General features: G+C 67.1%; 24 protein-coding genes and 1 tRNA gene. 14 read left to right on the top strand and 11 right to left on the bottom strand.

Annotated elements, in window-relative coordinates:
* The first annotated feature begins 174 nt into the window (after positions 1–174).
* The 11 genes from CEK29_RS20725 to CEK29_RS20675 all read left to right on the top strand — a co-directional run bounded on the left by CEK29_RS20725 (position 175) and on the right by CEK29_RS20675 (position 9721).
* Complete coding sequence (locus tag CEK29_RS20725) at positions 175–1029, top strand: fumarylacetoacetate hydrolase family protein (RefSeq protein ID WP_094859212.1); 855 nt, start codon at positions 175–177, stop codon at positions 1027–1029.
* A complete protein-coding gene (locus tag CEK29_RS20720) occupies positions 1029–2030 on the top strand; it encodes an ornithine cyclodeaminase family protein (protein WP_094859211.1) in 1002 nt (333 codons plus the stop codon). The genes CEK29_RS20725 and CEK29_RS20720 overlap by 1 nt, the downstream gene beginning before the upstream one ends.
* Positions 2031–2083: 53 nt before the next feature.
* Entirely contained in the window at positions 2084–3184 is a 1101-nt protein-coding gene (locus CEK29_RS20715) for a cupin domain-containing protein (protein WP_094804328.1), read from the top strand.
* Positions 3185–3209: 25 nt separating this feature from the next.
* Positions 3210–3701, top strand: a complete 492-nt coding sequence (locus tag CEK29_RS20710; protein WP_094804326.1) for an aromatic-ring-hydroxylating dioxygenase subunit beta — start codon at positions 3210–3212, stop codon at positions 3699–3701.
* Positions 3702–3714: 13 nt separating this feature from the next.
* Positions 3715–5004 carry an aromatic ring-hydroxylating dioxygenase subunit alpha gene (locus CEK29_RS20705; protein ID WP_249279210.1) on the top strand — a complete coding sequence of 430 codons (1290 nt, stop codon included), beginning with the start codon at positions 3715–3717 and terminating at the stop codon, positions 5002–5004.
* A 5-nt stretch (positions 5005–5009) separates the two neighbouring features.
* Positions 5010–5336 (top strand): non-heme iron oxygenase ferredoxin subunit, encoded by a 327-nt coding sequence (locus CEK29_RS20700; RefSeq protein WP_094804433.1) that lies wholly within the window; start codon positions 5010–5012, stop codon positions 5334–5336.
* Complete coding sequence (locus tag CEK29_RS20695) at positions 5333–6583, top strand: FAD-dependent oxidoreductase (RefSeq protein WP_094859210.1); 1251 nt, start codon at positions 5333–5335, stop codon at positions 6581–6583. Before CEK29_RS20700 ends, CEK29_RS20695 begins: the two co-directional genes overlap by 4 nt.
* Positions 6580–7008 carry a nuclear transport factor 2 family protein gene (locus tag CEK29_RS20690; RefSeq protein ID WP_094859209.1) on the top strand — a complete coding sequence of 143 codons (429 nt, stop codon included), beginning with the start codon at positions 6580–6582 and terminating at the stop codon, positions 7006–7008. The genes CEK29_RS20695 and CEK29_RS20690 overlap by 4 nt, the downstream gene beginning before the upstream one ends.
* 26 nt (positions 7009–7034) lie before the next feature.
* Entirely contained in the window at positions 7035–7841 is an 807-nt protein-coding gene (gene hpaH / locus CEK29_RS20685) for a 2-oxo-hept-4-ene-1,7-dioate hydratase (protein WP_094859208.1), read from the top strand.
* 5 nt (positions 7842–7846) lie between these two features.
* Positions 7847–8644: a 4-hydroxy-2-oxoheptanedioate aldolase gene (gene hpaI, locus CEK29_RS20680; protein WP_094859238.1), complete on the top strand. Its 798-nt coding sequence runs from the start codon at positions 7847–7849 to the stop codon at positions 8642–8644.
* 84 nt (positions 8645–8728) lie between these two features.
* Positions 8729–9721: a Bug family tripartite tricarboxylate transporter substrate binding protein gene (locus CEK29_RS20675; protein ID WP_170948582.1), complete on the top strand. Its 993-nt coding sequence runs from the start codon at positions 8729–8731 to the stop codon at positions 9719–9721.
* 299 nt (positions 9722–10020) lie between these two features.
* Here CEK29_RS20675 and CEK29_RS20670 read toward each other — a convergent pair whose 3' ends face one another.
* The 7 genes from CEK29_RS20670 to CEK29_RS20640 form a co-directional block, all read right to left on the bottom strand.
* Positions 10021–10437 carry a type II toxin-antitoxin system HicB family antitoxin gene (locus CEK29_RS20670; RefSeq protein WP_094859207.1) on the bottom strand — a complete coding sequence of 139 codons (417 nt, stop codon included), beginning with the start codon at positions 10435–10437 and terminating at the stop codon, positions 10021–10023.
* 58 nt (positions 10438–10495) lie between these two features.
* The gene (locus tag CEK29_RS20665) at positions 10496–10669 is read right to left on the bottom strand and encodes a type II toxin-antitoxin system HicA family toxin (protein ID WP_094859237.1); all 174 of its coding nucleotides are present in this window, start codon (positions 10667–10669) and stop codon (positions 10496–10498) included.
* 206 nt (positions 10670–10875) lie between these two features.
* Entirely contained in the window at positions 10876–11982 is a 1107-nt protein-coding gene (locus CEK29_RS20660; RefSeq protein ID WP_094804316.1) for an enolase C-terminal domain-like protein, read from the bottom strand.
* 33 nt (positions 11983–12015) lie between these two features.
* Positions 12016–13554 (bottom strand): acetolactate synthase large subunit, encoded by a 1539-nt coding sequence (locus CEK29_RS20655; RefSeq protein WP_094859236.1) that lies wholly within the window; start codon positions 13552–13554, stop codon positions 12016–12018.
* 11 nt (positions 13555–13565) lie between these two features.
* Positions 13566–14192: a glutathione S-transferase family protein gene (locus CEK29_RS20650; RefSeq protein ID WP_176456949.1), complete on the bottom strand. Its 627-nt coding sequence runs from the start codon at positions 14190–14192 to the stop codon at positions 13566–13568.
* Positions 14193–14311: 119 nt separating this feature from the next.
* The gene (locus tag CEK29_RS20645; protein ID WP_094859205.1) at positions 14312–15274 is read right to left on the bottom strand and encodes a Bug family tripartite tricarboxylate transporter substrate binding protein; all 963 of its coding nucleotides are present in this window, start codon (positions 15272–15274) and stop codon (positions 14312–14314) included.
* A 139-nt stretch (positions 15275–15413) separates the two neighbouring features.
* A complete protein-coding gene (locus CEK29_RS20640; protein ID WP_094859204.1) occupies positions 15414–16202 on the bottom strand; it encodes an SDR family oxidoreductase in 789 nt (262 codons plus the stop codon).
* Between the two features lie 167 nt (positions 16203–16369).
* Between CEK29_RS20640 and CEK29_RS20635 the strand changes: the two genes are divergently transcribed.
* Positions 16370–17158 (top strand): FadR/GntR family transcriptional regulator, encoded by a 789-nt coding sequence (locus CEK29_RS20635; RefSeq protein ID WP_094804308.1) that lies wholly within the window; start codon positions 16370–16372, stop codon positions 17156–17158.
* Positions 17159–17348: 190 nt separating this feature from the next.
* Here CEK29_RS20635 and CEK29_RS20630 read toward each other — a convergent pair.
* A tRNA-Leu gene (locus CEK29_RS20630) sits at positions 17349–17433 on the bottom strand.
* Between the two features lie 222 nt (positions 17434–17655).
* Entirely contained in the window at positions 17656–19044 is a 1389-nt protein-coding gene (locus CEK29_RS20625) for a uracil-xanthine permease family protein (protein WP_094859203.1), read from the bottom strand.
* Between the two features lie 212 nt (positions 19045–19256).
* Here CEK29_RS20625 and htpG point away from each other — a divergent pair, with 212 nt between their 5' ends.
* Both htpG and CEK29_RS20615 read left to right on the top strand, forming a co-directional pair.
* Positions 19257–21164 (top strand): molecular chaperone HtpG, encoded by a 1908-nt coding sequence (htpG, locus tag CEK29_RS20620; RefSeq protein WP_094859202.1) that lies wholly within the window; start codon positions 19257–19259, stop codon positions 21162–21164.
* Positions 21165–21555: 391 nt separating this feature from the next.
* Positions 21556–22362 (top strand): putative hydro-lyase, encoded by an 807-nt coding sequence (locus tag CEK29_RS20615; RefSeq protein ID WP_094804303.1) that lies wholly within the window; start codon positions 21556–21558, stop codon positions 22360–22362.
* Here CEK29_RS20615 and CEK29_RS20610 read toward each other — a convergent pair whose 3' ends face one another.
* Complete coding sequence (locus tag CEK29_RS20610; protein ID WP_094859201.1) at positions 22363–22617, bottom strand: hypothetical protein; 255 nt, start codon at positions 22615–22617, stop codon at positions 22363–22365.
* 111 nt (positions 22618–22728) lie between these two features.
* Positions 22729–23042 (bottom strand): isochorismatase family protein (locus tag CEK29_RS20605; protein ID WP_141218371.1); only part of this gene is annotated, 314 nt, incomplete at its 5' end.

The following is a 23042-nucleotide window of genomic DNA, read 5'->3' as shown; positions in this document are numbered from 1 at the left end:
TTGCATGCAATGAGACCGCTTTGGCCGCCAAATTTGCTTGCGCGACGCTTCCATTGCATGCAATACTGCGGAAAAATAGCCGGAAAGCACAAAACAGCGACGGCATTGCATGCAATAAAGCGAAATGATTGTTTTTTTGCGTGCCGCGAATTCGATGGTTCGAGGAGACAACCCATGAAGCTTCAGCGCTTCTTGCTCGAAGGCAAGCCTGCCTGGGGCATACGCGAAGGCGACGAGATCCGCTTGATGACGGACCGTTGGCCCGATCTGGCGAGCGCACTCGGGGCGGGGCACGAGGCCCTGGCCGAAGCCGCCCGCGCTCCCGCGCCGACATTGGCAATCGCCGACCTGGCATGGCTGCCGCCGGTCGAGTCCTGTAGCAAGATCCTGTGCGTGGGCCTGAACTACGGCAAGCATGTGCGCGAAGCCGGGCGTGAGCTGCCTGCTCACCCGTCGATCTTCCCGCGCTATGCGGACAGCTTCGTCGGACATGGCGCGGCGGCCTGGCGGCCGCACGTCTCGGAGCGACTCGATTTCGAGGCCGAACTCGCCGTCGTGATCGGACGGGGCGGCCGGCACATCGCCGAGCGCGATGCGATGTCGCATGTTGGCGCCTACACCTGTATGGCCGAAAACTCCGTGCGCGACTTTCAAAAACACAGCGCGCAGGTCACGCCGGGCAAGAACTTCGAACGCTCCGGCGCGCTCGGCCCGTGGCTCGTCACGGCCGACGAGATCGCCGACCCCACCCGCCTGCGCGTGCGCTCGTTCCTCAATGGCGAGCCGATGCAGGACGGTAGCGTCTCCGACCTGATCTTCTCGATCCCGGCGCTGATCGCCTACATCAGCAGCTTTACCGCCCTGGCACCCGGCGACGTGATCGCCACGGGCACGCCCGAAGGCGTGGGCGCCACGCGCCAGCCGCCGCGGTTCCTGCGCGACGGCGATGTGTTCGAGGTCGATATCACCGGCGTGGGCCGACTCAGCCACGCCGTCATGGATGAACCGCCGCGGCGGGAGGAGCAATGATGAACCCGGCGATGCGATATCTCTCCGAGGCCGACGTGGTGGGCGTGCTGGACATGCCGCGCGCGATCGACGCCCTGGCCGACACCCTGACGCAGCAAGGCCTGGGGCAGGCCCACAACGTGCCCAAGGCGCTCGCCACGTGGGGCGAAGGCAGTTCGATGCATGCGCTCGGCTCCGTGATGACGGGCGAGGGCGGGCTCTGCGGCTTCAAGACCTGGGTACATACCAAGCAGGGCGGCGGGTCTGTGTTCACTCTGTTCGATGCGACCCGCGGCACGCTGCTCGCCGTGATCGAAGCGCGCGCACTGGGCATGTTGCGCACGGCTGCCATCACCGGTCTGGCCACGCGCCTGCTGGCACCCGCGACTTCGCGTCATGCGGCGCTCATCGGCACGGGGCCGCAGGCGGTCACGCAACTGGCCGCACTCGCCGCCGTTCGCTCGCCCCAGACGGTGCGTGTGTTCAGCCCCACGCCCGAGAAGCGCGAGGCATTCGTGCGCCAGGCGCGTGAGCGATACGACTTCGAGGTCGACGCCGCCGGCAGCCTGGACGCCGCGCTGGAGGGGGCCGACATCGTGACCCTGATCACCCGTGCGGAGTCTCCTTTCGTGGGCGCGTCGCAACTGCGCGACTGCCTGCACCTCAACGCCGTCGGCGCCATCCTGCCGGCACGCGCGGAGTTCATGCCAGATGTGTTCGAGCGCGCGGATCTCGTGGCGGTCGACGACATCGAGAACGCCCGGCGCGGCTCGCGCGAATTGCGCGAGCGCTTCGGCACCGGCCCCGAGCCCTGGACCGGCGTCACCGTGCTGTCGGACCTGCTTGCGCAAGGCGGCGTCCATCACCGCCCCGAGGGGGCTCGCATGACGCTCTTCAAGGGCATGGGCATGGGACTGTCCGACCTCGCGCTGGCGCGCGTGGTCTACGAGGCCGCCCGCGAGCGCGACCTGGGCGTGAAGCTCGCCCCGCAAACCCGGGAAAACCTGTTGCTGGCGCATTGAGGCGGCGGCGTGGAAATAGCCGGCGGTGCGCCGCCGAAGACGAGGAGAACGAGATGTTCGTGAACGTGAGCGGGGCCGCGCCTCGCCAACAGAATATGTGGCCTTCGGTGGTGATCACCAAGGAAGAGATCGATAGCGAGATCGAGCGCCTGATCGACGCGCCGCGGCCCGACAACGGCCGGCGCGCGAGCCTGATCGTGCACCCCGAGGCCACCGCGCCCGGCCTGGGCCTCGCCCCGGGCACCGACGTGACCATCAATGTGCTCAATCCCGGCGAGAGCACGCTCAACCTGCGCAAGAACTCCAACATGCTGGAGATCTGTATCAGCGGGGAGGGCGTGGCCACGGTCGATGGCCGGTCTTTCTCGATTGGCAAATGGGACGTGTGGAACACGCCCTCGATGCAGATCCATCAGTACCGCAACGAGGGCAAGACGCCGTGGGTGCGCCTGTCGTATTCCAACGCCCCGCTGCTCGAGAAGCTCGAGGTCCACTTCGTGGAAGAGTTCGAAGGCGCCGTGCCGCCCTCCGACGCGAACACCACGCGGCGCGAAGGGCCGGCGCCGGGCGCGGCCCGCGCGCGCGACCTGGCGCTCGACGTGCCGGTGGGCGCCGATGGCGCGCGCCTGCTGGGCTACGAGTGGCTGATCGACATCGACGTGCTGGCCTCGCGCGCGCTGCACTGGCCCTATGCCAGCGTGGCCGAGCATCTGCCGTCGGTGGAAGACATCGCCAAGGGCTACAACGGACGCCGCCTGTTCGTGCTCTACAACCCGGCGACAGAGCGCCGCATCGGCACCACGCACAGCTTCTTTGCCACGATCTCGAGCTCGCCGCCGGACAACCACCACGTCCCGCACCGGCACAGTTCTTCGGCCATCAATTACTACCTGCGCGGCGAGGGCTACAGCAAGGTCAATGGCGTGCGGCTCGACTGGAAGGCGGGCGATCTGCTGCTGTCGGCGCCGGGCTGGGCCATGCACTCGCACCACACCAAGAACAGCACGACGTCGTCGCTGACCGTGCAGGATCACCCGCTGCAGATCGCGATGGAGTCGCTGATCTGGCAGGAGCGGATGCAAGAGCCGATCCTCGCGCTGGGCAGCCAGAGCGGCTTCGAGAGCAACCGCGCCCAACTCGCCGCGGCGCGCTGACCTGACACCAAGGATTCCGACCGACATGCCGAACGCCGACGATCTCCGCGCCCGCGCGCTGCGCGCCGAACTGCGCGATCTGTACGAAGACTACGGGCACTGCCTGGACGAGGGCGACCTCGAAGCCTGGCCTGCCTTCTTTACCGAAGACTGCCACTACCGCGTCTTATCGCGCGAAAACCATGATGCCGGCCTGCCGCTCGGCCTCATCTATTGCATGAACAAGAACATGCTCAAGGACCGTGTCACCGCGTTGCGCGAAACCACGATGTTCGAGCCGCGCTCGCTGCGCCACTTCATCAGTGGCGTGATGGTGCGCGAACGCGCGGGCAACGAGGTCCGGGCGCAGGCCAACTTCGCCATCATGGAATCGCTGTCCGATCGCGAGCCGAGCCTGAACATGGTCGGCCGCTATCTCGACACCTGGCGCGAAACCGACGCCGGCTGGCGCCTCGCGCACCGCGACTGCGTCTATGACAACTACCGGGTGCGCACTTCGCTCATCGTGCCCGTTTGATTCCGGAATCGCCATGACCTGCACACACAACGACGCCCAGCACGCCTGTACCGATCACGCCGAGGCGCGCGCGGAACAGCCCATCCACATCGAACGGCGCTGGCCCCAGGAGGGCCATACCCGGATTCCGAATTGGGTCTATACCGATCCCGCCGTGTTCCAGAAGGAGATGGATATCTTCTTCAATGGCAAGACCTGGAACTACGTGGGTCTGGAATGCGAAGTGCCCGAGGTGGGCTGCTACAAGCGCAACTGGATCGGCACCAGTCCGGTGATCATGGTGCGCACCGAGAGCGGCGAGATCGCCGTGCTCGAAAACCGCTGTGCCCACCGCGGCGCGCAGATCTGCTGGCAGAACACCGGCAAGGTCGCGGACTTCACCTGCCCCTATCACCAGTGGAACTATGACCTCAACGGCAATCTGCAAGGCGTGCCGTTTCGCCGCGGCGCGATGGGCAAGGGCGGCATGCCGCGCGATTTCGACCCTAAGCAGAACGGCATCCGCAAGCTGCGCAGCGTGAATCGCGGCGGCTCGATCTGGGCCACGTTCTCCGACGAGGCGCCGAGCTTCGAGGATTTCTGCGGCCCCGAGGTGCTGGCGGAAATCGATCACATGTTGCCGGGCAAGAAGCTCAAGCTGCTGGGCTATAGCCGTCAGCTGATTCCCAGCAACTGGAAGATGTACCTCGAGAACCTGAAGGATCCGTACCACGCCACGCTGCTGCACACCTTCTACATCACCTTTGGCCTGTGGCGTGCCGACTCCAAGTCGGAGTGCATTCCGACCGGCGGCGGCGCGCACAGCGTGATGGTGTCGCACAACGAAGGCAAGAAGGTCACCGAAGCCACCTCGGAGATGAGCCGGTTCCGTAACGACCTCGAGCTGCTGGACCTGGAAACGGTTACGCCGCGGGCCGAGTTCAACCGCGGCCGCGTCGGCGGCGCATGGGTTTTTCCCGCCGCGCAGTTCGGCATCCAGGCGAACTCGCTCAAGACCCGCCACGTGATTCCGCGCAGCCCCACCGAGCACGAGCTCGTCTTCACGTACTACGGCTACGAAGACGATGACGAAGAGATGACGCGGCTGCGCCTGAAGCACGCCAACCTGTTGGGCCCGGCGGGCTTTGTCTCGATGGACGACAGCGAGATGCTCACGCAGTGCCAGATCGGCGTGACCGGCTACCCCGGCGCGCGCGGCATCGTCGAGATGGGCGGACGCGACACCGAGCCGGCCGACTACATGGTGACCGAGGTGCTGATCCGTTCGTTCTATCAGTATTACCGCGAGGCGATGGGGTTCTGATCATGATGGATACCGCTATCTGGAAACCGGTGGCACTGGTCAAGGACATTTCGCCCGACACGCACACGCTGCGCGTGATGCACGAGGGCGAGGCCGTGTGCCTGTATGAGCTCGATGGGCAGGTCTGTGCCACGCAGGACAAGTGTCCGCACGGCAATGCCAGCCTCGCCGAAGGTTGGGTCGAAGACGGCACGATCGAGTGCCCGCTGCATCAGGGGGTGTTCGACATCGCCACCGGCAAGCCGCAGTGCCCTCCCGTCACCACCGATCTGCGCTGCTACGAAATCCGCGTGGAAGAGGGCACGGTGTATCTGCGGGCCGACGAGGCATGAAAGCCGCCGGTACTTTCGTGATCGTGGGCGCGGGGCAGGCCGGCGCCTGGGCCGCGCGCACCTTGCGCGATGGCGGTCATGCCGGCCGCATCGTGTTGTGCGGCGCCGAGGCGCATGCGCCTTACGAACGACCGCCCCTGTCCAAGGGCCTGATCACGGGCGCGACCGAGGCCGCCGGGACCACGCTGCTCAGCATGGCGGACATGCAGGCCCTCGACGTCGAATTTCTGGCCGGGCGCGCCGCCGTCGCGCTGGACGCAGCGGCGCGCGAATTGCGGTTCGCCGATGGCGCCGCGATCGGCTATGACAAGCTGCTGCTGGCCACCGGCGGCAGCCCATGCCGCCCGCCGTTGCCGGGGTTCGACAGCGCGCGGGTGCGGACCCTGCGCACGCTCGACGATGCGCTGGCGCTGCGCGCGGCGCTGGCCAGCCAGCCCCGCCTCGTCATCATCGGTGGCGGCTGGATCGGGCTGGAGCTCGCCGCCACCGCACGCACGCTGGGGTGCACCGTGACGGTGATCGAGGCCGCGCCGCGCTTCTGCGCGCGCAGCGTCATGGCCCCCGTGTCGGCGTTTCTGCTCGACCGCCACGAGGCGGCCGGGGTGACCGTGCGCATCGGCCAGGGCGTCACGGCGCTCGAAGAAGATGCACAGGGCGGGCGGGTCCGGCTGGCCGACGGCACGCAGGTGCCCGCCGATCTCGTGTTGCTGGGCGTGGGCATGCAACCCAACGATGACCTGGCGCGCGAGGCCGGGCTCGCGTGCGCGCGCGGGGTGCTCGTCGACGCCACCTGTCGCAGCTCCGATCCGCATATCTATGCGGCGGGCGACGTCGCCGTGCTGGCCCATCCCCGTGTGCCCGAAGGGCTGCGGCTCGAGTCGTGGCAGAACGCCCAGGACCAGGGCGCCGCCGCCGCACGCGCCATGCTGGGCGAGCCGGTCAGCTATGCACCCGTGCCGCTGGTGTGGTCCGAGCAATACGAGCACATGATCCAGATCGCGGGCTTTCCTGCGCTGGCGCGCCGGACCGTCATGCGTCCTGCGGGAGCCACCGGTCGTCTCTACCTCGGCCTGGACGCGGCCGGCGCGGTGGTGGCCGCCGTCGGCATCGATGCCGGCCGTGACTTCCGCGTTGCGCGCAAGCTCGTGGAGCAAGGTGCCGCGGCCCCCGCGGATTATGAAGACTGCATTGACGCGCCTGACGCGGTGGCGCCACTCGCGCCGCGCAACCCGGAGCTTGCCGCATGAACGATTCTTCTCTCTCGCACCGCGACGCCGCCTGCCGCCATGTGTTGGCGTTCTTCAGCGCGCTGGACCAGCGCCGCCACGACGAGGTTGCCGCGCTGATGGCCGCCGACGGTGTCTGGCACCGGCAGGGGCAGGCACTGGTCGGCCCCCAGGCCGTGGCCGCCGCATTGGCCGAACGCGATCCGGCGCGCGAAACCGCACACATCGTGACCAACCTGCAAGCAGAGCCGGCGCAGGAGGGGCGGGTGCGCGTGCAGTTCTACCTGCTCGCCTACGAAAGCCGTACGGCGCCCGGCGCGGACGCCACGCCGCGTCTCGTGTCGATCCGGTCCTGCACCGACGAGTGGATCGAGACGCTGGCGGGGTGGCGGCTGGCGCAGAAGACCAGCCGGCGCCATCTGCCGCCCGAACCCGCCACGCACTGACACCTACCAAACTCTCGAGGTCTTTCATGGCTCTAGCCGCTCCTATCATCGAAGACATCGCACGCCGCCTGCATGAGGCAGAGCGCACGCGCACCCAGATCCGTCAGGTTTCGCTCGACCATCCCGACATGGACATCGCCGATGGCTATGCCGTTCAGCGCCGCTGGGTCGACCTCAAGCTGGCGGAGGGCCGGCGTCTGGTCGGCCACAAGATCGGCCTGACCTCGCGCGCCATGCAGCTGTCGTCGCAGATCGACGAGCCCGACTTCGGCGCGCTGCTCGACGACATGCTGTTCGCCGATGGCGCGTCCATCGCGCGTGATCGTTTCATCGTGCCGCGCCTCGAGGTGGAGCTCGCGTTCATTATCGACAAGCCGCTGCGCGGTCCCGGCGTCACGCTCTTCGACGTGCTGGACGCGGTGCGCTATGTGATTCCGGCACTGGAAATCATCGATGCCCGATCGCACCAGATCGATCCCGACTCGCGTCGCCCGCGCAAGGTGTTCGACACGATCGCCGACAACGCCGCGAATGCCGGCGTGGTGATGGGCGGGCGCCCGGTGCGCGTCAACGAACTCGATCTGCGCTGGGTCGGCGCGATCCTGTCGCGCAATGCCGTCATCGAAGAAACCGGCCTGGCGGCGGGCGTGCTGAACCATCCCGCGAACGGTGTGGTGTGGCTCGCGAATCGCCTGGCCGAGCACGACGTTGCCCTCGAACGCGATCAGATCGTGCTGAGCGGCTCGTTCACGCGACCCGTGTATGCGGAGCGCGGCGATGTGTTCCACGTCGACTACGGCACCCTGGGCGCCGTGAGCTGCCGCTTCGAGTGATGACCATGAAAACCCCTCCGAATGCGTTCAAGGCGGCGCTGGCGCGCGGCGACTCTCAAGTGGGCCTGTGGCTGGGCCTGGCCAGTGGGTATGCCACCGAGGTCGTGGCCGGCGCCGGCTTCGACTGGCTGCTGATCGATGGCGAACATGCACCCAACACGCTCGATTCGATCCTCGCGCAGTTGCAGGTGTTGGCGGCCTACCCGGTCGAGCCCGTCGTGCGGCCCGCCTGGAACGATCCCGTCGAGATCAAGCGTTTGCTGGACGTCGGCGCGCGCACGCTGCTCGTGCCGATGATCCAGAGTGCCGAGGAGGCCGCGGCGGCAGTGGCCGCCATGCGTTATCCGCCCGAAGGCATTCGTGGCGTGGGCAGCGCGCTGGCGCGAGCCTCGCGCTGGAATCGCCTGCCTGCCTATCTGGACGAGGCCAACGACACCATGTGCACCCTCGTGCAGGTCGAGACGCGCCGCGGCATCGAGGCTCTCGACGCGATCTGCGCCGTCGACGGCGTGGACGGCGTCTTCATCGGCCCGGCCGACCTGGCCGCGGATTACGGCTATCGCGGCCGGCCGGCCGATCCCGCGATGCAGACCGTGATCGATGCGGCGCTGGCGCGTATCCGCAGCCACGGCAAGGCGGCCGGAATCCTGGTGAGCGATCCGGTCCTGGCAGAACACTACATCGCACGCGGCAGCGTGTTCACGGCCGTGGGCGTGGACGCGACGTTGCTGGCGCGCGCGGCAACCGATCTGGCGGCACGTCATGGACGTGCGGCCACCAGTGGCGCGGCGGGCGTCTACTGACATTCGTGCCGGCGGGAGCCCGCCGGCGCTTTACTTACCGGAAGGCCGGGACAAGGCCAATGGTTCACTCGAGGAGACAACATCATGCGTATCGTCAATTCACCCGCGGCGCTCTGGGTCGCGGGTATCGCCGCCTGTATCGGCATGAGCGGCCCCGCGGTAAGCGCCGCGGGCACCGAGACCTGGCCCAGCCGCCCGATCAATCTGATCGTGCCGTTCCCGGCGGGCGGCGGCGCGGACACCCTGGCGCGGCTGGTGAGCGAACCGCTCATGCGCGACCTGGGCCAGACTATCATCGTCGAGAACCGCCCCGGCGCGGGCGGCAACATCGGCAGCGCCACCGCGTCACGTGCCGAGCCCAATGGCTACACGCTGGCCTACGCCACCAACGGCACGCAAGCCATCAACCACTGGCTCTACAAGACCACCGGCTTCTCCCGCGATGACTTCGAGCCGATCTCGCGCCTGACCACGATCGCGGCGGCCGTGGTGGTCAACCCCGCCGATCCCTATCGTTCGCTGAAGGATCTGCTGGACGCCGCGCGCGACAAGCCCGGCATGCTCACCTGTGGTTCCGCCGGCAACGGCACGACCTCGCATCTGGCCTGCGAGCAGCTCAAGCAGATGGCCGGCGTGAACATCGTGCACGTACCCTACAAGGGCGGCGCGGCGGCCATGACCGATTTGATGGGCGGACGCCTGTCGCTGCTGATCGACGTGATGCCCAACGTGGCGCCGCAGATCAAGGCGCAGCGCCTGCGCGCGCTCGCCGTCACGACGGCCGAGCGCGTGGCGTCGCTGCCCGACGTGCCCACCGTGGCCGAAGCCGGCGTGCCGGGCTACGCCTTCTTCGCCTGGGACGCGCTCTACGCACCCAAGGGCACGCCCGCCAAAGTGCTGGACCGCCTGAACGCCGCGGTCCACAAGGCGATGGCCGAGCCCGAGATGCGCGCCCAGCTCGAAGCCCGCGGCGCACAGCCCGCGCCCACCACCCGGGAAGAACTGCGCGCATTCTCCAACCAGGAATACGAGCGCCTGGGCAAGGTCGTGCGCACGGCGGGTGCGGTGATCGATTGAGTGGGGTGAGGAGCGGCACAGCGCCTGCGGGGGGCTGTGCCGCTTTAGCTTTGCGAGGAAGTCCGCGGCGCGCCACGCGCACGTCGCGGGCGCGGCACGACAGTTATCATGGCGGCCCATGCGAACGAGGTCGGACGCCATCGTCCGGAACGTACGGTGCGCATCCTGCCTCGGCCGGACGCTCAGCCGCTCGTCCTGACCGTCGTCCGCACCACGCCCTGCAAGGACACAAGATGGACCCGCGCCAAATCCTGCTCGACAAGATCGAAGCCCTGGACGCCCAGGACGAAGACGCGCACTCAGGCGAGCGTGATATCCATCTGCTTGCCCAACACTTCCAGCGCGCGATCCAGCGTATCGATTTTGGTCGTGTGATGCAGATCCACGAGACGGCTCACCTCTTGCCGAGGCAGGCCCATCCGGCGCGCCAGCTCTGCCTGCGTGACCCCCTGCGCGACCAACTCATTGAGCACAAGAATCTTCGCCTGCACACTCGCCGGCAAGCTGATCAGCACTTCGTCCCCCCGAGCCTTGGACGGCGCTGGCACCGCACGCTCATCCTCGAAGTAGAAATCCATCGCCGTCAGCAAGGCGTCCGCTGCCATCTCCAACGCTTCTTCGTGCGTCGCGGCGCCGGTGAGAGCTTCAGGAATATCACGAAACGACACTGTGAACCCGGTGCCATCGGTTTCGATCAGGGCGGGGAATTGCAGCATGAAGGTGGCTCCTGGCTCGGGTCGACGCAGTCGGCGAAAGAGAGACGCCTGTCAGTCTTCACAGACCGACTTGCTTAAGAATTCGCAGTCGGAGGGATTCCCCGATTTCGTGGCTGGGGTGCCTCGGCAGGGTGGTCTGTCTGCCATTGAGGTACACCTTCAGGTGGCGCGAGCCATGCCTGAACTCCGCTCCTGGAGCGCGCAGCCACCTCACGAACTCACTCTGCTTCATCACGAACTTGGCAGTGACGAGCAGAAATAGCGTAGCCAAGCGGAACGCTGTTAGTCAACAAAAATGATGACATTCCGTGGACACCCCAGGACGATCGATCAGGTCGGATCGCCACCTTAGCGTCTGGCCAGCGGCGTTGGACACGGAGTGTGGCATTGTTGCCCCGGCCACGCTGCCCCCAACAGGGACCAGCGTGGCCGGCCTTGCTACAGCACGGCCACGCGCTTGCGTTCGATCAGCTCGAAATCGATCCGTGCGCCCAAGCCCGGTTCGGTGGGTGCATGCACGTAGCCGTCGGCGTCGGGCTCGATGTCTTCGATCAGACCGTACTTCTGCGCGCCACCGGGCAGCAGCACCTCGAAGAATTCGGTGTTCTTGAGCGCCATGGCGACATGCAGTTGTGCCACGTTGTTCAGCGAGTTGCCGCCGTGGTGGATCTCATAGTTCATGCGGAACGCCTCGGCCAGGTGCGCGGTCTTCAGCATGTTCGTGATGCCGCCCTTGAGTGGCACATCCCCGCGCAGGAAGTCGGTGGCGCTTTGCTGGATCCAGGGCACGTACGCATCGAGGACCGCGGCCGGGGCCTCCGTCGCCATGATCGGAATATGCAGTTGCTGCTTCAGCTTCACGTAGTTGTAGAGATCGGAGTCCTGCAACGGGTCTTCGTACCAGTAGTAGTCGAGGTCCTGGATGGCGCGCCCCACACGGACCGCCTCGGGGTACTGGTAGGCCCAGGCTGCGTCGAGCATCAGCAGGTAGTCGTCGCCCACCGCCTTGCGCACGGCCTCGCAGACGCGGATGTCCTCCTGCCAGGGATGGGGCGGATGGATTTTGTAGGCGGCCCAGTTGCGAGACTGATAATGCAGCGCCTCGTCCGCATACTCTTCCGGCGAGTCGAGGATCATCGAGCTCGCGTAGGCCTTGATCTTGTCGCGGTAGCTGCCGATCAGGCGATGAATGGGCAAGCCCGCGACCTTGCCGGCGATGTCCCACAGCGCCACGTCGCACGCGCCGATCGTGCGGACGGTCGTGGTGCGTGAGCGCCGCCACATCGCCTGGAACAGCCGCTCGCGATCCAGTGGGTCCTGCCCCATCAGAATGGGCTTCAGGTACTTGATTAGATTCGGGGCGTCGAGGTCCGCCGGATAGTAGGCGGAGCCGAGGAAGGCGTGTCCCGTTACGCCGGTATCGGTCTGGATGGAAAGCAGGCCCAGTTTGCTCGCGCCCGCGAACTTTCCCGTGTGCGCCGCGTAGCTGGTGGGCGGAATGTCGTCCCAGGCAAACAGGGTGACGGTAACGTTATCGATCTTCATGAGCACTCCACGTGTAGGCGGCGGGCCGCCTGTTCAACATTGCAATTCGATGAGAAACGGGCCATCCGCGCGCACGCCGCGTGCGAGTGCCTGCGCCAGGCCTTCCATCGTGTCGGTGCGCGTGGCCGGCACGCCCATGCCTTCGGCCAGGCGGACCCAATCGAGCGGCGGATCGTCCAGGCTGAAAAGCGCTTGCGACGCGGGCCCTGGCGTGGCCCCCACCGCCTTCAGTTCACCTTGCAGGATCCGGTACGCGCGATTCGAGAACACGATGGTCACGACGTTGAGTCGCTCGCGCGCCTGGGTCCAGAGGGCCTGCAGCGAATACATGCCCGCGCCATCGGCCTGCAGGCAGATCACGCGGCGTGTGGGGCACGCGATCGCTGCCCCGGTCGCCGTCGGCATGCCGCCGCCGATGGCGCCGCCAGTGTTCTGCAGCCAGTCGTGGGGCGCTGCATCGAACGTCGGCACGAACAGCCCGCGGCCCGACGTCACGGCGTCTTCCATGACGATGGCGTGTTCGGGCATCAGGCGGGCGAGGACCTGCCCGAAGCCCTGCGGCGTGAAGGCGCCGGTGGGCAGAGACGTTTCGACCGATGAGGGAGGGGTCTCGCGCTGCGGTGCCTGCAGGGCATCGGCGAGATCTTGCAGCGCGCGCTCGGCGTCCTCTCCGACGCCGGCCAGCGAGATGATCCGTGTGCCTGGGGCGCACAGGTCGCTCGGCTTGTCGGGGTAGGCAAAGAAGGCGGCCGGAGGCGTCGCGCCGGCCAGAATCACCACCGGAAATGGGGCGAGCGTGGTGAGCGCCTGGTCGACGGCATAAGGCAGGCGGTCGATCGGCGGACGGCCGCGCCCGCGGGGCATGCGCGCGACGAAAGTGGTCGTTCGGAGCGCGGCCCCGGTTGCGCCGGCGACTCGCCAGGCGGCGTGCAAACCGGCCTCGCTCAGCGCGCTCGTCCCGAGCAGGATCAGTGCCGGCGCGCCGCCGCGCAGCGCGCGGGCGGCGTCGTCGATGCGGGCCATGTCGGCGCGCACCGGTGTCGGCGCGGGCAACGGCGGCCGGGGACCATCCGATTGGGTCCAGGCCGTGTCGGCGGGCAGGACCAGCGTCGCCACGCCGCCGGGGGCCGTCATCGATTGCCGCACGGCCTCGACGGCATCGTCGGACACTTCGCGGGCATGGCGCGACACGTGAACCCAGCAGGACATCGGCGCGGCCAGCGTCGCCACGTCCGAGGTGAGCGGCGTGTCGTAGCGCGCATGGTAGGTCGCGTGGTCACCCACGATGTTCACCACCGGCGTGTAGGCACGCTTGGCGTTGTGCAGATTCGCCAGGCCATTCGTCAGGCCTGGCCCGCAATGCAGCAGGGTAGCAGCGGGCGTGCCCATCATGCGGCCATAGCCGTCGGCGCAACCGGTCACCACCGTTTCGGCCAGGCCCAGCACGCACCGCATGCCGGGCACGCGATCCAGCGCGGAGACAAAGTGCATCTCCGAGGTGCCGGGATTGGCGAAGCAGGTCGTCACGCCCGCGTCCACGAGCGTCTGCACCAGCGCCTGGGCGCCGTTCATCGAAGCCTGGCTCATCCCCGCTTCTCCGTGTACAGGCGCATCCCGTCGATCACGCCGGGGCGCGCCGCCAGCCGACCAGCCCATGCCGTCAACGCCGGAAACGCCACGGGGTCGAGCGCGTCGGCGCGCAGCGCGTAGTTGGGGTAGAGCACGAAGTCTGCGTAGCTCAGCTCGCCGGCAAGGTAATCGCGTCCGGCCAGATGCTGCTCGACCACGCCGAAATAGCGTAGAAAGCGCTTGCGGAACAGGTCGATGTGCGCGGGGACCTTTTCAGGCGACACGACTTCCACCTGGTTCATGGCGGCGCTCGTGCCGCCGACGTCGGTGCCCGCTTGCCACGCCCACTGCATCGCGAGCGCACGGCCGGCGTCGTCGCCAGGGACGAAGCGGCCGGCTTTCTGGCAGGCATAGAGAACGATGGCGCCTGATTGCGCCAGCACCAGCGGCTTGCCACCGGGTCCGGCGGGGTCGACCAGCGCGGGGATCTGGCTTGCCGGGTTGATGCGCCGGTACTCGTCCGTCTTGTGGGCCCCCGCGCCCACGTCGATGGGAATCACACGGTGGGGCAGGCCGGATTCAGCCAGGGCGATCGTGGCGCGCAGCCCGTTCGTGGTGCGCCATGCATACAGATCTATCACTGCAATTACCTCTCGTGTTGAGACTGGGAAGTTCACCGCCGGCCAGGTGCGGCCGGCCAGGTGCGGCCGGCTAGGTGCGACCGGCTCAGGCACTGCTGGCCAGGCGCGCCGCGCCGTGGTCATTCCACTTTCACGTTCGACTGCTTGATGAGGGCGGACCAGTCGCCCGCCTCCTTGTCGAGCCATTGCTTGTATTCGTCGGCGCTTTGGTAGACCGGCTCGACCATCATCTTGCGCAGCGTTTCCTGCGTGGTGGGCTGACGCATGAAGTCCTGCACCGCCTGGTTGAGCTGCTTGATGGTTTGGGGCGTTGCGTTGGCCGGTGCGAACAAGCCCTGCGAGATCATTGCCGTGAAGCCCGGCACGCCGGACTCGCTGATCGTCGGGATGTCCGGCGCGTAGGGAGAGCGCTGTGGCGTGGCGATGGCCAGCGCGCGCAGCTTGCCGCTGCGCAGCAACTCGAGCACCGATGGCAGCCCGGTGAACACCATGTCGAGGTGGCCCCCGCCCGTATCGGTGATGGCCGGCCCGCTACCCTTGTAGGGCACGTGCATCAGCTTTATGCCGGCTTCCTTCATGAGTTTCTCGGCGGCAAGATGGGTGATGCCGCCGGTGCCCGACGACCCGATGGTCAGCGAGCCGGGAGATTTCCTCGCGGCATCCAGCACGTCGGAAAACGTCTTGAAGCGCGAGTTGGCGGGCACCACGAGCACATTGCCGAAGGTCGCGAGATTGGCGACCGGCGTCAGATCCTTGACGCCGTAGTTAAGGGATTGGTAGAGCGACGGCACGATCGTGTAGACGGCCGAGTCGGACACCAGCAGCATCTTCTGGTCGGGCGTGGAGCGCGCCACGGTCTCGGTGCCGATGATGCCGCCCGCGCCCGAGCGGTTTTCCACGATGACCGTTTCCTTGAGCGCCTTGCCCAGGCCCGGGGCGAAGAGCCGGCCGAACAGGTCGGAACCGCCGCCGGGGTTGTAGGGCACGACAATCCGCACGGGTGCCGAGGCGTGCGTGCTCGGGAGCACGGCGAGGGAGAGGCCGAGCGCGAGGCAGGCCGTCCGTATCCGAATCTTCAACATTGTTTGTCTCCATGGTTTTTATAGGTACGACTCACAGCGATGAACTGCATCCCGTCGCCGTACTCACATTCGCGATGGCATGTGAGTGCGCGCGCGGCATGCCGGAAGACGTCGGACTGCACGCCTTGCGTGTCCAGGTCTAGAACGTGCCGGGGTAGGCGCCGCCATCGAGCAGCAGGTTCTGCCCCGTGATGTAGCCGGCGTGGACGCTGCACAGAAACGCGCACAGGGCGCCGAACTCGTCGGGCGTGCCGAAGCGCTGCGTCGGGATGGCGCGACGACGCATGCCGGTGTAATCGTCCAGCGGCTGCTGGGCGCGCTCCGCCATGACGGCGAGATTGGCGCGCAGACGATCGGTGTCGAAGGTGCCCGGCAGGAGGTTGTTGAGCGTGACATTGCGGCCGGCCAGCGCGGGCTGGCGTGCCAGTCCCGCCACGAAACCGGTGAGCCCGGTGCGCGCGCCGTTGGACAGGCCGAGCGCGGCGATGGGGGCTTTGACCGCCGACGATGTGATGTTGATCACCCGTCCGTAATTGCGCTCGGCCATGGCGTCGACCGTCTCGCGGATGAGTGCGATGGGCGCGAGCATGTTCGCGTCGAGCGCGCGGATCCAGTCGTCGCGCGCCCAGTCGCGCATGTCGCCGGCCGGCGGTCCCCCCGCGTTGTTGATCAGAATGTCCACGCGCGGCGCGGCATCCAGGGCGGCTCGGCGGCCTTCCGGCGTCGTGATGTCGCCGACCGCTGTCCGCACCTCGGCGCGGGGTGCGACGGCGCGCAACGCGTTCGCCGCCTGCTCGAGCCGCACGCCATCGCGTGCCGTGAGCACGACATTCACGCCTTCGCTCGCGAGCGCCTGGGCGCATCCCCAGCCCAGGCCCTTGCTTCCCCCGCATACCAGGGCCCATTTGCCAGCGATACCCAAGTCCATGCTGTCTCCTTCATCTTCGTCGGCGCGTATGCGCGTGGTTTGGCTAAAATTACACGATTGTTAAGTTGTAAGGCAACTAGTGTTTTAACGGACCCCGCTCAGCCGTCCCCGCCGTGCGGCCGGGGCGGTATGAGGACTTACACTGGCACCTGTTTCCGGAATTTTCTATGCCCAGAACCCAAGCGAAACGTACCGCGCCCGTCGCCGCGCCGCTGGCTTCCGACACGGAAGACCTGCGCGCGCAGCGTCCGCCGCGACTTGCCGACCAGCTCTACGACCGCCTGCTGCAGCAGATCACCTACGGCAAGTACCCGGAGGAAAGCCGGTTGCCGTCCGAGCACGACCTCTGTGCGGCCTTCGGTGTATCGCGACCCGTGGTGCGCGAAGCGCTGTTTCGACTGCAGGCCGACGGCATCATCGTGTCGCAGCGGGGCGCGGGCTCCTATGTCCGCAAGCGTCCGAGCCCGGAACTGGTTCGCCTCGCGCCGATCGGCGGGCTGGCGGAGCTCGTGCGATGCATGGAGTTGCGCAGTGCGCTGGAAGGCGACGCGGCTTATATGGCGGCCCAGCGCCGTACCGACGAAGATTTGCAAAGCATGGCCGCAGCCCTTCACGACATGCAGGCCGCCTTCGAGGCACGCCAGGTGGGCAACGAAGCCGACTTCCGCTTCCATCAGGCGATCGCGGCAGCCTGTGGCAACGACCTGTTCGTCACCATGCTGCAGTCGTTATCGCAGCAGATCTTCGACTACATGCGCGTCATGCGCAGCCTGGCCCTGGCCAGCGCCGTGACCCGCGGCGAGCGCGTGCAGCAAGAGCACGCGCGCATTTTTCAGGCCATCAAAGACCAGGACCCCGAAGAGGCCCGCGAGGCGATGCGCGACCACATCTACAACTCGCGCATGCGCACGTTGGACGAGAGCTTCCTGCCGGCCAGCAAGCCACCGCGCAAGTGAGGGGCGTTTGATTCGCGGATCCAGGCTTCGTAGGTCGAGATAGCCAATGGCCGCCGCGTGGTGACAGGGAGGGGGAGAGGCGCACGCGCAGTCCTCCGAACCGTTCTTGCGTACGCAACAGACGCGCGCGCAGGAAGCCAGCCGTGCCGACGAGACGGCGCAGGGAAGCAGAATCAGGGAAAGCGGAGGGTGGTGCCCGAGGCCGGAATCGAACCGGCACGCCTTGCGGCGGGGGATTTTGAGTCCCCTGCGTCTACCAATTTCACCACTCGGGCCGAGGGTCGCGGATGCGTCCGGATGACGTATCGCGGTAGAAGAGAAGACCGCGATTATATGCGGCCTGGACAAGATTGTCAGGCGAGGTGCGGGGCGCAGGCCGGAGGAGGGTCCGCGCCCCGAGGCGTCGAGCGGCGCGCCGCTGCGGCGCCGCTCAACTTCTACTGTTCCTCAGGCATAGGCGCCGCGCCGTCCACGGAGATGATTGGCGCCGTCCGCCCTCACTTCTTCTCGGGCAGGAACCAGTTCATCACCAAAGCGGCGATGCCGCCGGTGGCGACGCCGGATTCGAACACGTTCTTCACCGCGTCGGGCAGGTGCGACAGGATCTGCGGCACTTGCGAGACGCCCAGGCCCAGGGCCAGGGACACGGCGATGATGAGCAGCGCGCGGCGGTCGAGCTGGACGCCGGCCAGGATGTTGATGCCGGATGCGGCGACCGCGCCGAACATCACCATGGCTGCGCCGCCCAGCACGGGCTCGGGCACGGCCTGCAGCAGGCCGGCCACGGCCGGGAACAGGCCCAGCAGGATCAGCATGCCGGCGATCCAGACGCCGACGTGGCGGCTGGCGATGCCGGTGAGCTGGATCACGCCATTGTTCTGGGCGAAGACCGAGCTCGGGAAGGTGTTGAAGATGCCGGCCAGCAGCGAGTTCGCGCCGTTGACCAGTACGCCGCCCTTGATGCGCTGCATCCACAGCGGCCCGTCGACGGGCTGCTTCGAGACCTTGCTGGTGGCGGTGACGTCGCCGATGGCCTCGAGCGAGGTGACCAGATAGATGATCAGCATCGGCACGAACAGCGCCCACGAGAAGCCCAGGCCGAAGTGCAGCGGGGTGGGGATCTGGAACAGGGCGGCTTCGCGGGCGCCGGTGAAGTCCAGGCGGCCCATGAAGGCGGCGGCGATGTAGCCCACGGCCAGCGCCAGCACGAGCGCGGTGCTGCGCACCCACACGACCGGCACGCGGTTCAGCAGGATGATGGTGCCGAGCACCAGGCCGGACAGGGTCAGGTTCTCCGCGCTGGCGAAGGTGCCGTTGCCCATGGCCGAGTAGCCGCCGCCCATGCTGATGAGGCCGACCTTGATCAGGGTGAGGCCGATCAGCAGCACGACGATGCCGGTCACGAGCGGCGAAATCAGGCGCTTCACGAACGGCAGGATGCGGCTCACGCCCATCTCGATGAACGAGCCCGCGATGACGACGCCGAAGATCGCGGCCATGACGGCCTCGACCGGCGTGCCCTGCTTCACCATGACCGAGCCGCCGGCGATCAGCGGACCCACGAAGTTGAAGCTCGTGCCCTGCACGATCAGCAGCCCCGCGCCCAGCGGGCCGAAGCGCTTGCACTGCACGTAGGTGGCGATGCCAGAGATGACCAGCGACATGGACACGATCAGGGTGGTGTCGCGGCTGCTCACGCCGAGGGCCTGGCAGATCAGCAGGCCGGGGGTGACGATGGGCACCAGGATGGCCAGCAGGTGTTGCAGGGCGGCAATGAAGGCCACCGGGGGCGCCGGGCGATCGTCGTGGCCGTAGACCAGGTCGTGGCTGGCGTCGGCCTCGGGCGTGCCGGAGGGCAGGGGTTGGGTCAGGGAGGAGGGTTGCATGGGCGGAGGGCCGGCAGGGGTACGGGAAAAGTGCGGCATTTTAGCGGTGTCAGCCGGGAGTCAGTCATAAAGCCGCTCACCGGCCTTGAAAACCGTGGCAAGACCCCCACATGCCTAGGGTTTACCGGCGGCTGTGCGGGGCAGAACGCCTCGCCGGCCGATGACGGGGTCGCCCTCGGGGCTCCCATTCATTTACCTAGCCACTTCGAACCATGAGCCAAACCGCCACGCCTTCCGCATCCGAAACCCTGGGCTTTCAGGCCGAGGTGAAGCAGCTGCTGCACCTGATGATCCACTCGCTCTACAGCAACAAGGAGATCTTCTTGCGGGAGCTGGTGTCCAACGCGTCCGACGCCTGCGACAAGCTGCGCTTCGAGGCGATCGACGAGCCGGCGCTGCTGGCCGGCGACAGCGAGCTCGCCATCCGCGTCGATTACGACAAGGCCGCCCGCACGATCACCATCACCGACAACGGCATCGGCCTGTCGCGTGACGAAGCGATCGCCAACCTCGGTACGATCGCGCGCTCGGGCACCAAAGAGTTCTTCTCGCAGCTCACCGGCGACAAGCAAAAAGACGCGCAGCTGATCGGTCAGTTCGGCGTGGGCTTCTATTCCTCGTTCATCGTGGCCGACAAGGTCACGGTCGAGAGCCTGCGCGCGGGCGCGCCAGCCGATGCGGCCATCCGCTGGGAGTCCGACGGCCAGGGCGAGTTCTCGATCGGCGCCTCCGGCAAGACCACCCGCGGCACCTCGGTCACGCTGCATCTGCGTGCCGACGAAGACGAGCTGCTCAATGGCTGGAAGCTGCGCGAGATCCTGCGCCGCTACTCCGACCACATCTCGCTGCCGATCCGCATGGTCAAGGAAGAATGGGATGCCGAGAAGGGCGAGCAGGTCGCGCGCGACGAATACGAAACCGTCAATCAGGCCAATGCGCTCTGGACGCGCGCCAAGAGCGACGTGACCGAAGAGCAGTACCGCGAGTTCTACAAGACCGTCTCGCACGATTACGACGATCCGCTCGCCTGGACCCACAACCGCGTCGAAGGCCGCAGCGAATACACGCAGCTGCTGTATGTGCCCAAGCACGCGCCCTTCGATATGTGGGATCGCGATGCGCGCCGTGGCGTCAAGCTATATGTGCGCCGCGTTTTCATCATGGACGATGCCGAGCAGCTGCTGCCGTCGTACCTGCGCTTCGTGCGCGGGGTGATCGACTCGGCCGACCTGCCGCTCAACGTCTCGCGCGAGATCCTCCAGGAAAGCCGCGACGTGCGCGCAATCCGCGAGGGCTCGGCCAAGCGTGTGCTGTCGCTGCTCGAGGATCTGGCCGAAAACCGCCAGGATGACTACGCCGCGTTCTGGACCGAGTTCGGTCAGGTGCTCAAGGAAGGTGCGGGCGAAGACCCGGCCAACCGCGAGCGCATCGCCAAGCTGCTGCGTTTTGCGTCCACGCAGGGCGAGGGCGCGGCGCAGACCGTGTCGTTCGCCGACTACCTCGGCCGCATGAAAGAAGGCCAGGACAAGATCTACTACGTCACCGCCGACAGCCACTCCGCCGCGGCCAACAGCCCGCATCTCGAGATCTTCCGCAAGAAGGGCATCGAAGTGCTGCTGCTGTGGGATCGTGTCGACGAGTGGATGCTCTCGCACCTGCGCGAGTTCGACGGCAAGTCGCTGGTGTCGGTGGCCAAGGGCGGCCTCGACCTCGAAGCGCTGGCCGACGACGAAGAAAAGAAGCACCAGGCCGAAGTGACCGAGCAGTTCAAGCCGCTGGTCGAACGTCTGCAGCAGACGCTCGAAGGTCAGGTCAAGGAAGTGCGCGTCACGCTGCGTCTGGTGGACTCGCCCGCATGCGTGGTGGTGGGCCAGAACGAACTCAGCCCGCACCTCCTGCGCATGCTCAAGGCGGCCGGCCAGGAAGCGCCCGATCTGAAGCCCGTGCTCGAGATCAATCCCGAGCATGCGCTGATCGCGCGTATCCGCGACACCAGCGACGAAGACTTCGGCGCCTGGGCCCAGCTGCTGCTCGATCAGGCCCTGCTCGCCGAAGGCGCGCAGATCGCCGATCCGGCCGCCTTCGTGAAGCGCCTGAACGCGCTGCTGCTGAAGGTGTAATGCACTGACTGCGCCCGCGCGAGCGGGCGCGTCCGGAAAACGCCTGTTCCGCCCGCCCGGCCCTGATGCCGGGCGGAGCGGGGCAGGCGTTTTGCATTGGGGGCGCGCCATTGCGGTCGGCGCGAGGCCTCTCGGGCAGCCGTTCATCGCCGTGTCGAGTTCACGCTTCGCGCGACCCTTCTACCTCCTGCCGGTGAGCGCTTCGGAGCAGGCGAGTCGCCGCGATGGGCGGCCCCCGCGACGGGCGGCCCCCGCGACCTAGGGCAAACCCGCAATAAGAAATTTTGATCGGGGTCTATCGGAACTTGTGATTGGACGCCGCGCGCGCGGCTGCGGTGCAATGCCTGATATCGCGGTCGGACTGCCGGCCAGGCATTCACAAGGGAATTCGATGTCCACGCAAGCGCATGCACGAAACGGAGCCGCCCTGGCGTACCAGGCACGGCTCGATGCCCGGTCGGGCAAGCTCACCGGCCCCACGGCCAATCTCGCGCCGGGCCAGGTGCAGGCCAACCTCGCCATCCTGCCGCGCGCGCTGGCCGCGGATTTTCTGCACTTCTGCCAGCTCAACCCGAAGCCGTGTCCGCTGCTGGCCATGTCGGAGCCGGGCGATCCCGCGCTTCCCACGCTGGGCCACGACATCGATATCCGCAAGGACATTCCGCGTTATCGGGTCTGGAAGGATGGTGAGCTGGTGGCCGAGCCCACCGACGTGAGCGAGTACTGGCGCGACGACCTGGTGTCGTTTCTGATCGGCTGCTCGTTTTCGTTCGAAGAAGCCATGCTCGACAACGGTTTGCCGGTGCGGCATATCGAGCAGGGCAGTAACGTGCCGATGTATCGCACCAATATTCAGACGGCCCGTGCCGGCGTGTTCGGCGGTCCGTTGGTGGTGTCGATGCGGCCGCTCAAGGCGGCAGACGCGATCCGCGCGGTGCAGGTGACGTCGCGCTTTCCGTCGGTGCACGGCGCGCCGGTGCACCTGGGCGATCCGTCCTTGATCGGCATCGCGGATATCAACCAGCCCGACTACGGCGATGCCGTCGAGATCCGGCCCGGCGAGATGCCGGTGTTCTGGGCCTGCGGCGTCACGCCGCAGTCGGTGGTCGCCGCGGTACGGCCGGAGTTCTGCATCACGCACGCGCCCGGCCACATGCTGGTCACGGATCTGCAGAACAGCCGCATGGCGATCCTGTAGTCAGGGTTGCGCGCGCAACGAAACCACCATCATGAGTTCGGGCGCCAGCGCCGCCTCGATGGCCGGGGCGCGCTTGGCGACGGCCGGCTGCGGCGTGTCGCTGGACGGCGTCGGTAACGGGGTGTACATCAGCCCGAGCAACAGCATCGCGGCGATCAGAAGCGGCCCCGTCGTTTCGAGGTAACGGACCGCGCGCGCCAGCCAGGGATGGCTGGGCAGGTCCAGGGCGTCGGCGGTGATCGAATGCGTGCTCATGGCGGGGTCCGGGGTGTCTGGCGGACGGCGGTGGCGCGAGGCACAACGCCGCCCGATTAAAAACTGCATCGTCATGGCCTGGCGCGTCGCGCGGGCCATGCTCGTCATCGTTTACTTCTTGCTGGCGGCCTGGATCGCGGAGTAGCTGGCCATCAGGTTGCGGTAGTCGGGGATGTGGTTGGCGAACAGCGTGCCCAGACCCTCGATGTCGTTGCGCCAGTCGCGGTGCAGCTCGCAGGCCACGCCGAACCAGGTCATCAGCTGGGCGCCGGCGCTGCTCATGCGGTCCCAGGCGGCATCGCGGCTGATTTCGTTGAAGGTGCCCGAGGCATCGGTCACGACGAACACTTCGAAGTCTTCGGCCAGGGCCGACAGCGCCGGGAAGGCCACGCACACTTCGGTCACGACGCCGGCGATGATCAGCT

This window comes from Bordetella genomosp. 5 (assembly GCF_002261475.1).
GTDB lineage: Bacteria > Pseudomonadota > Gammaproteobacteria > Burkholderiales > Burkholderiaceae_B > Bordetella.
Note: the sequence above shows the minus strand (reverse complement) of the source record. Positions and strands in the feature narration are given on the sequence as shown.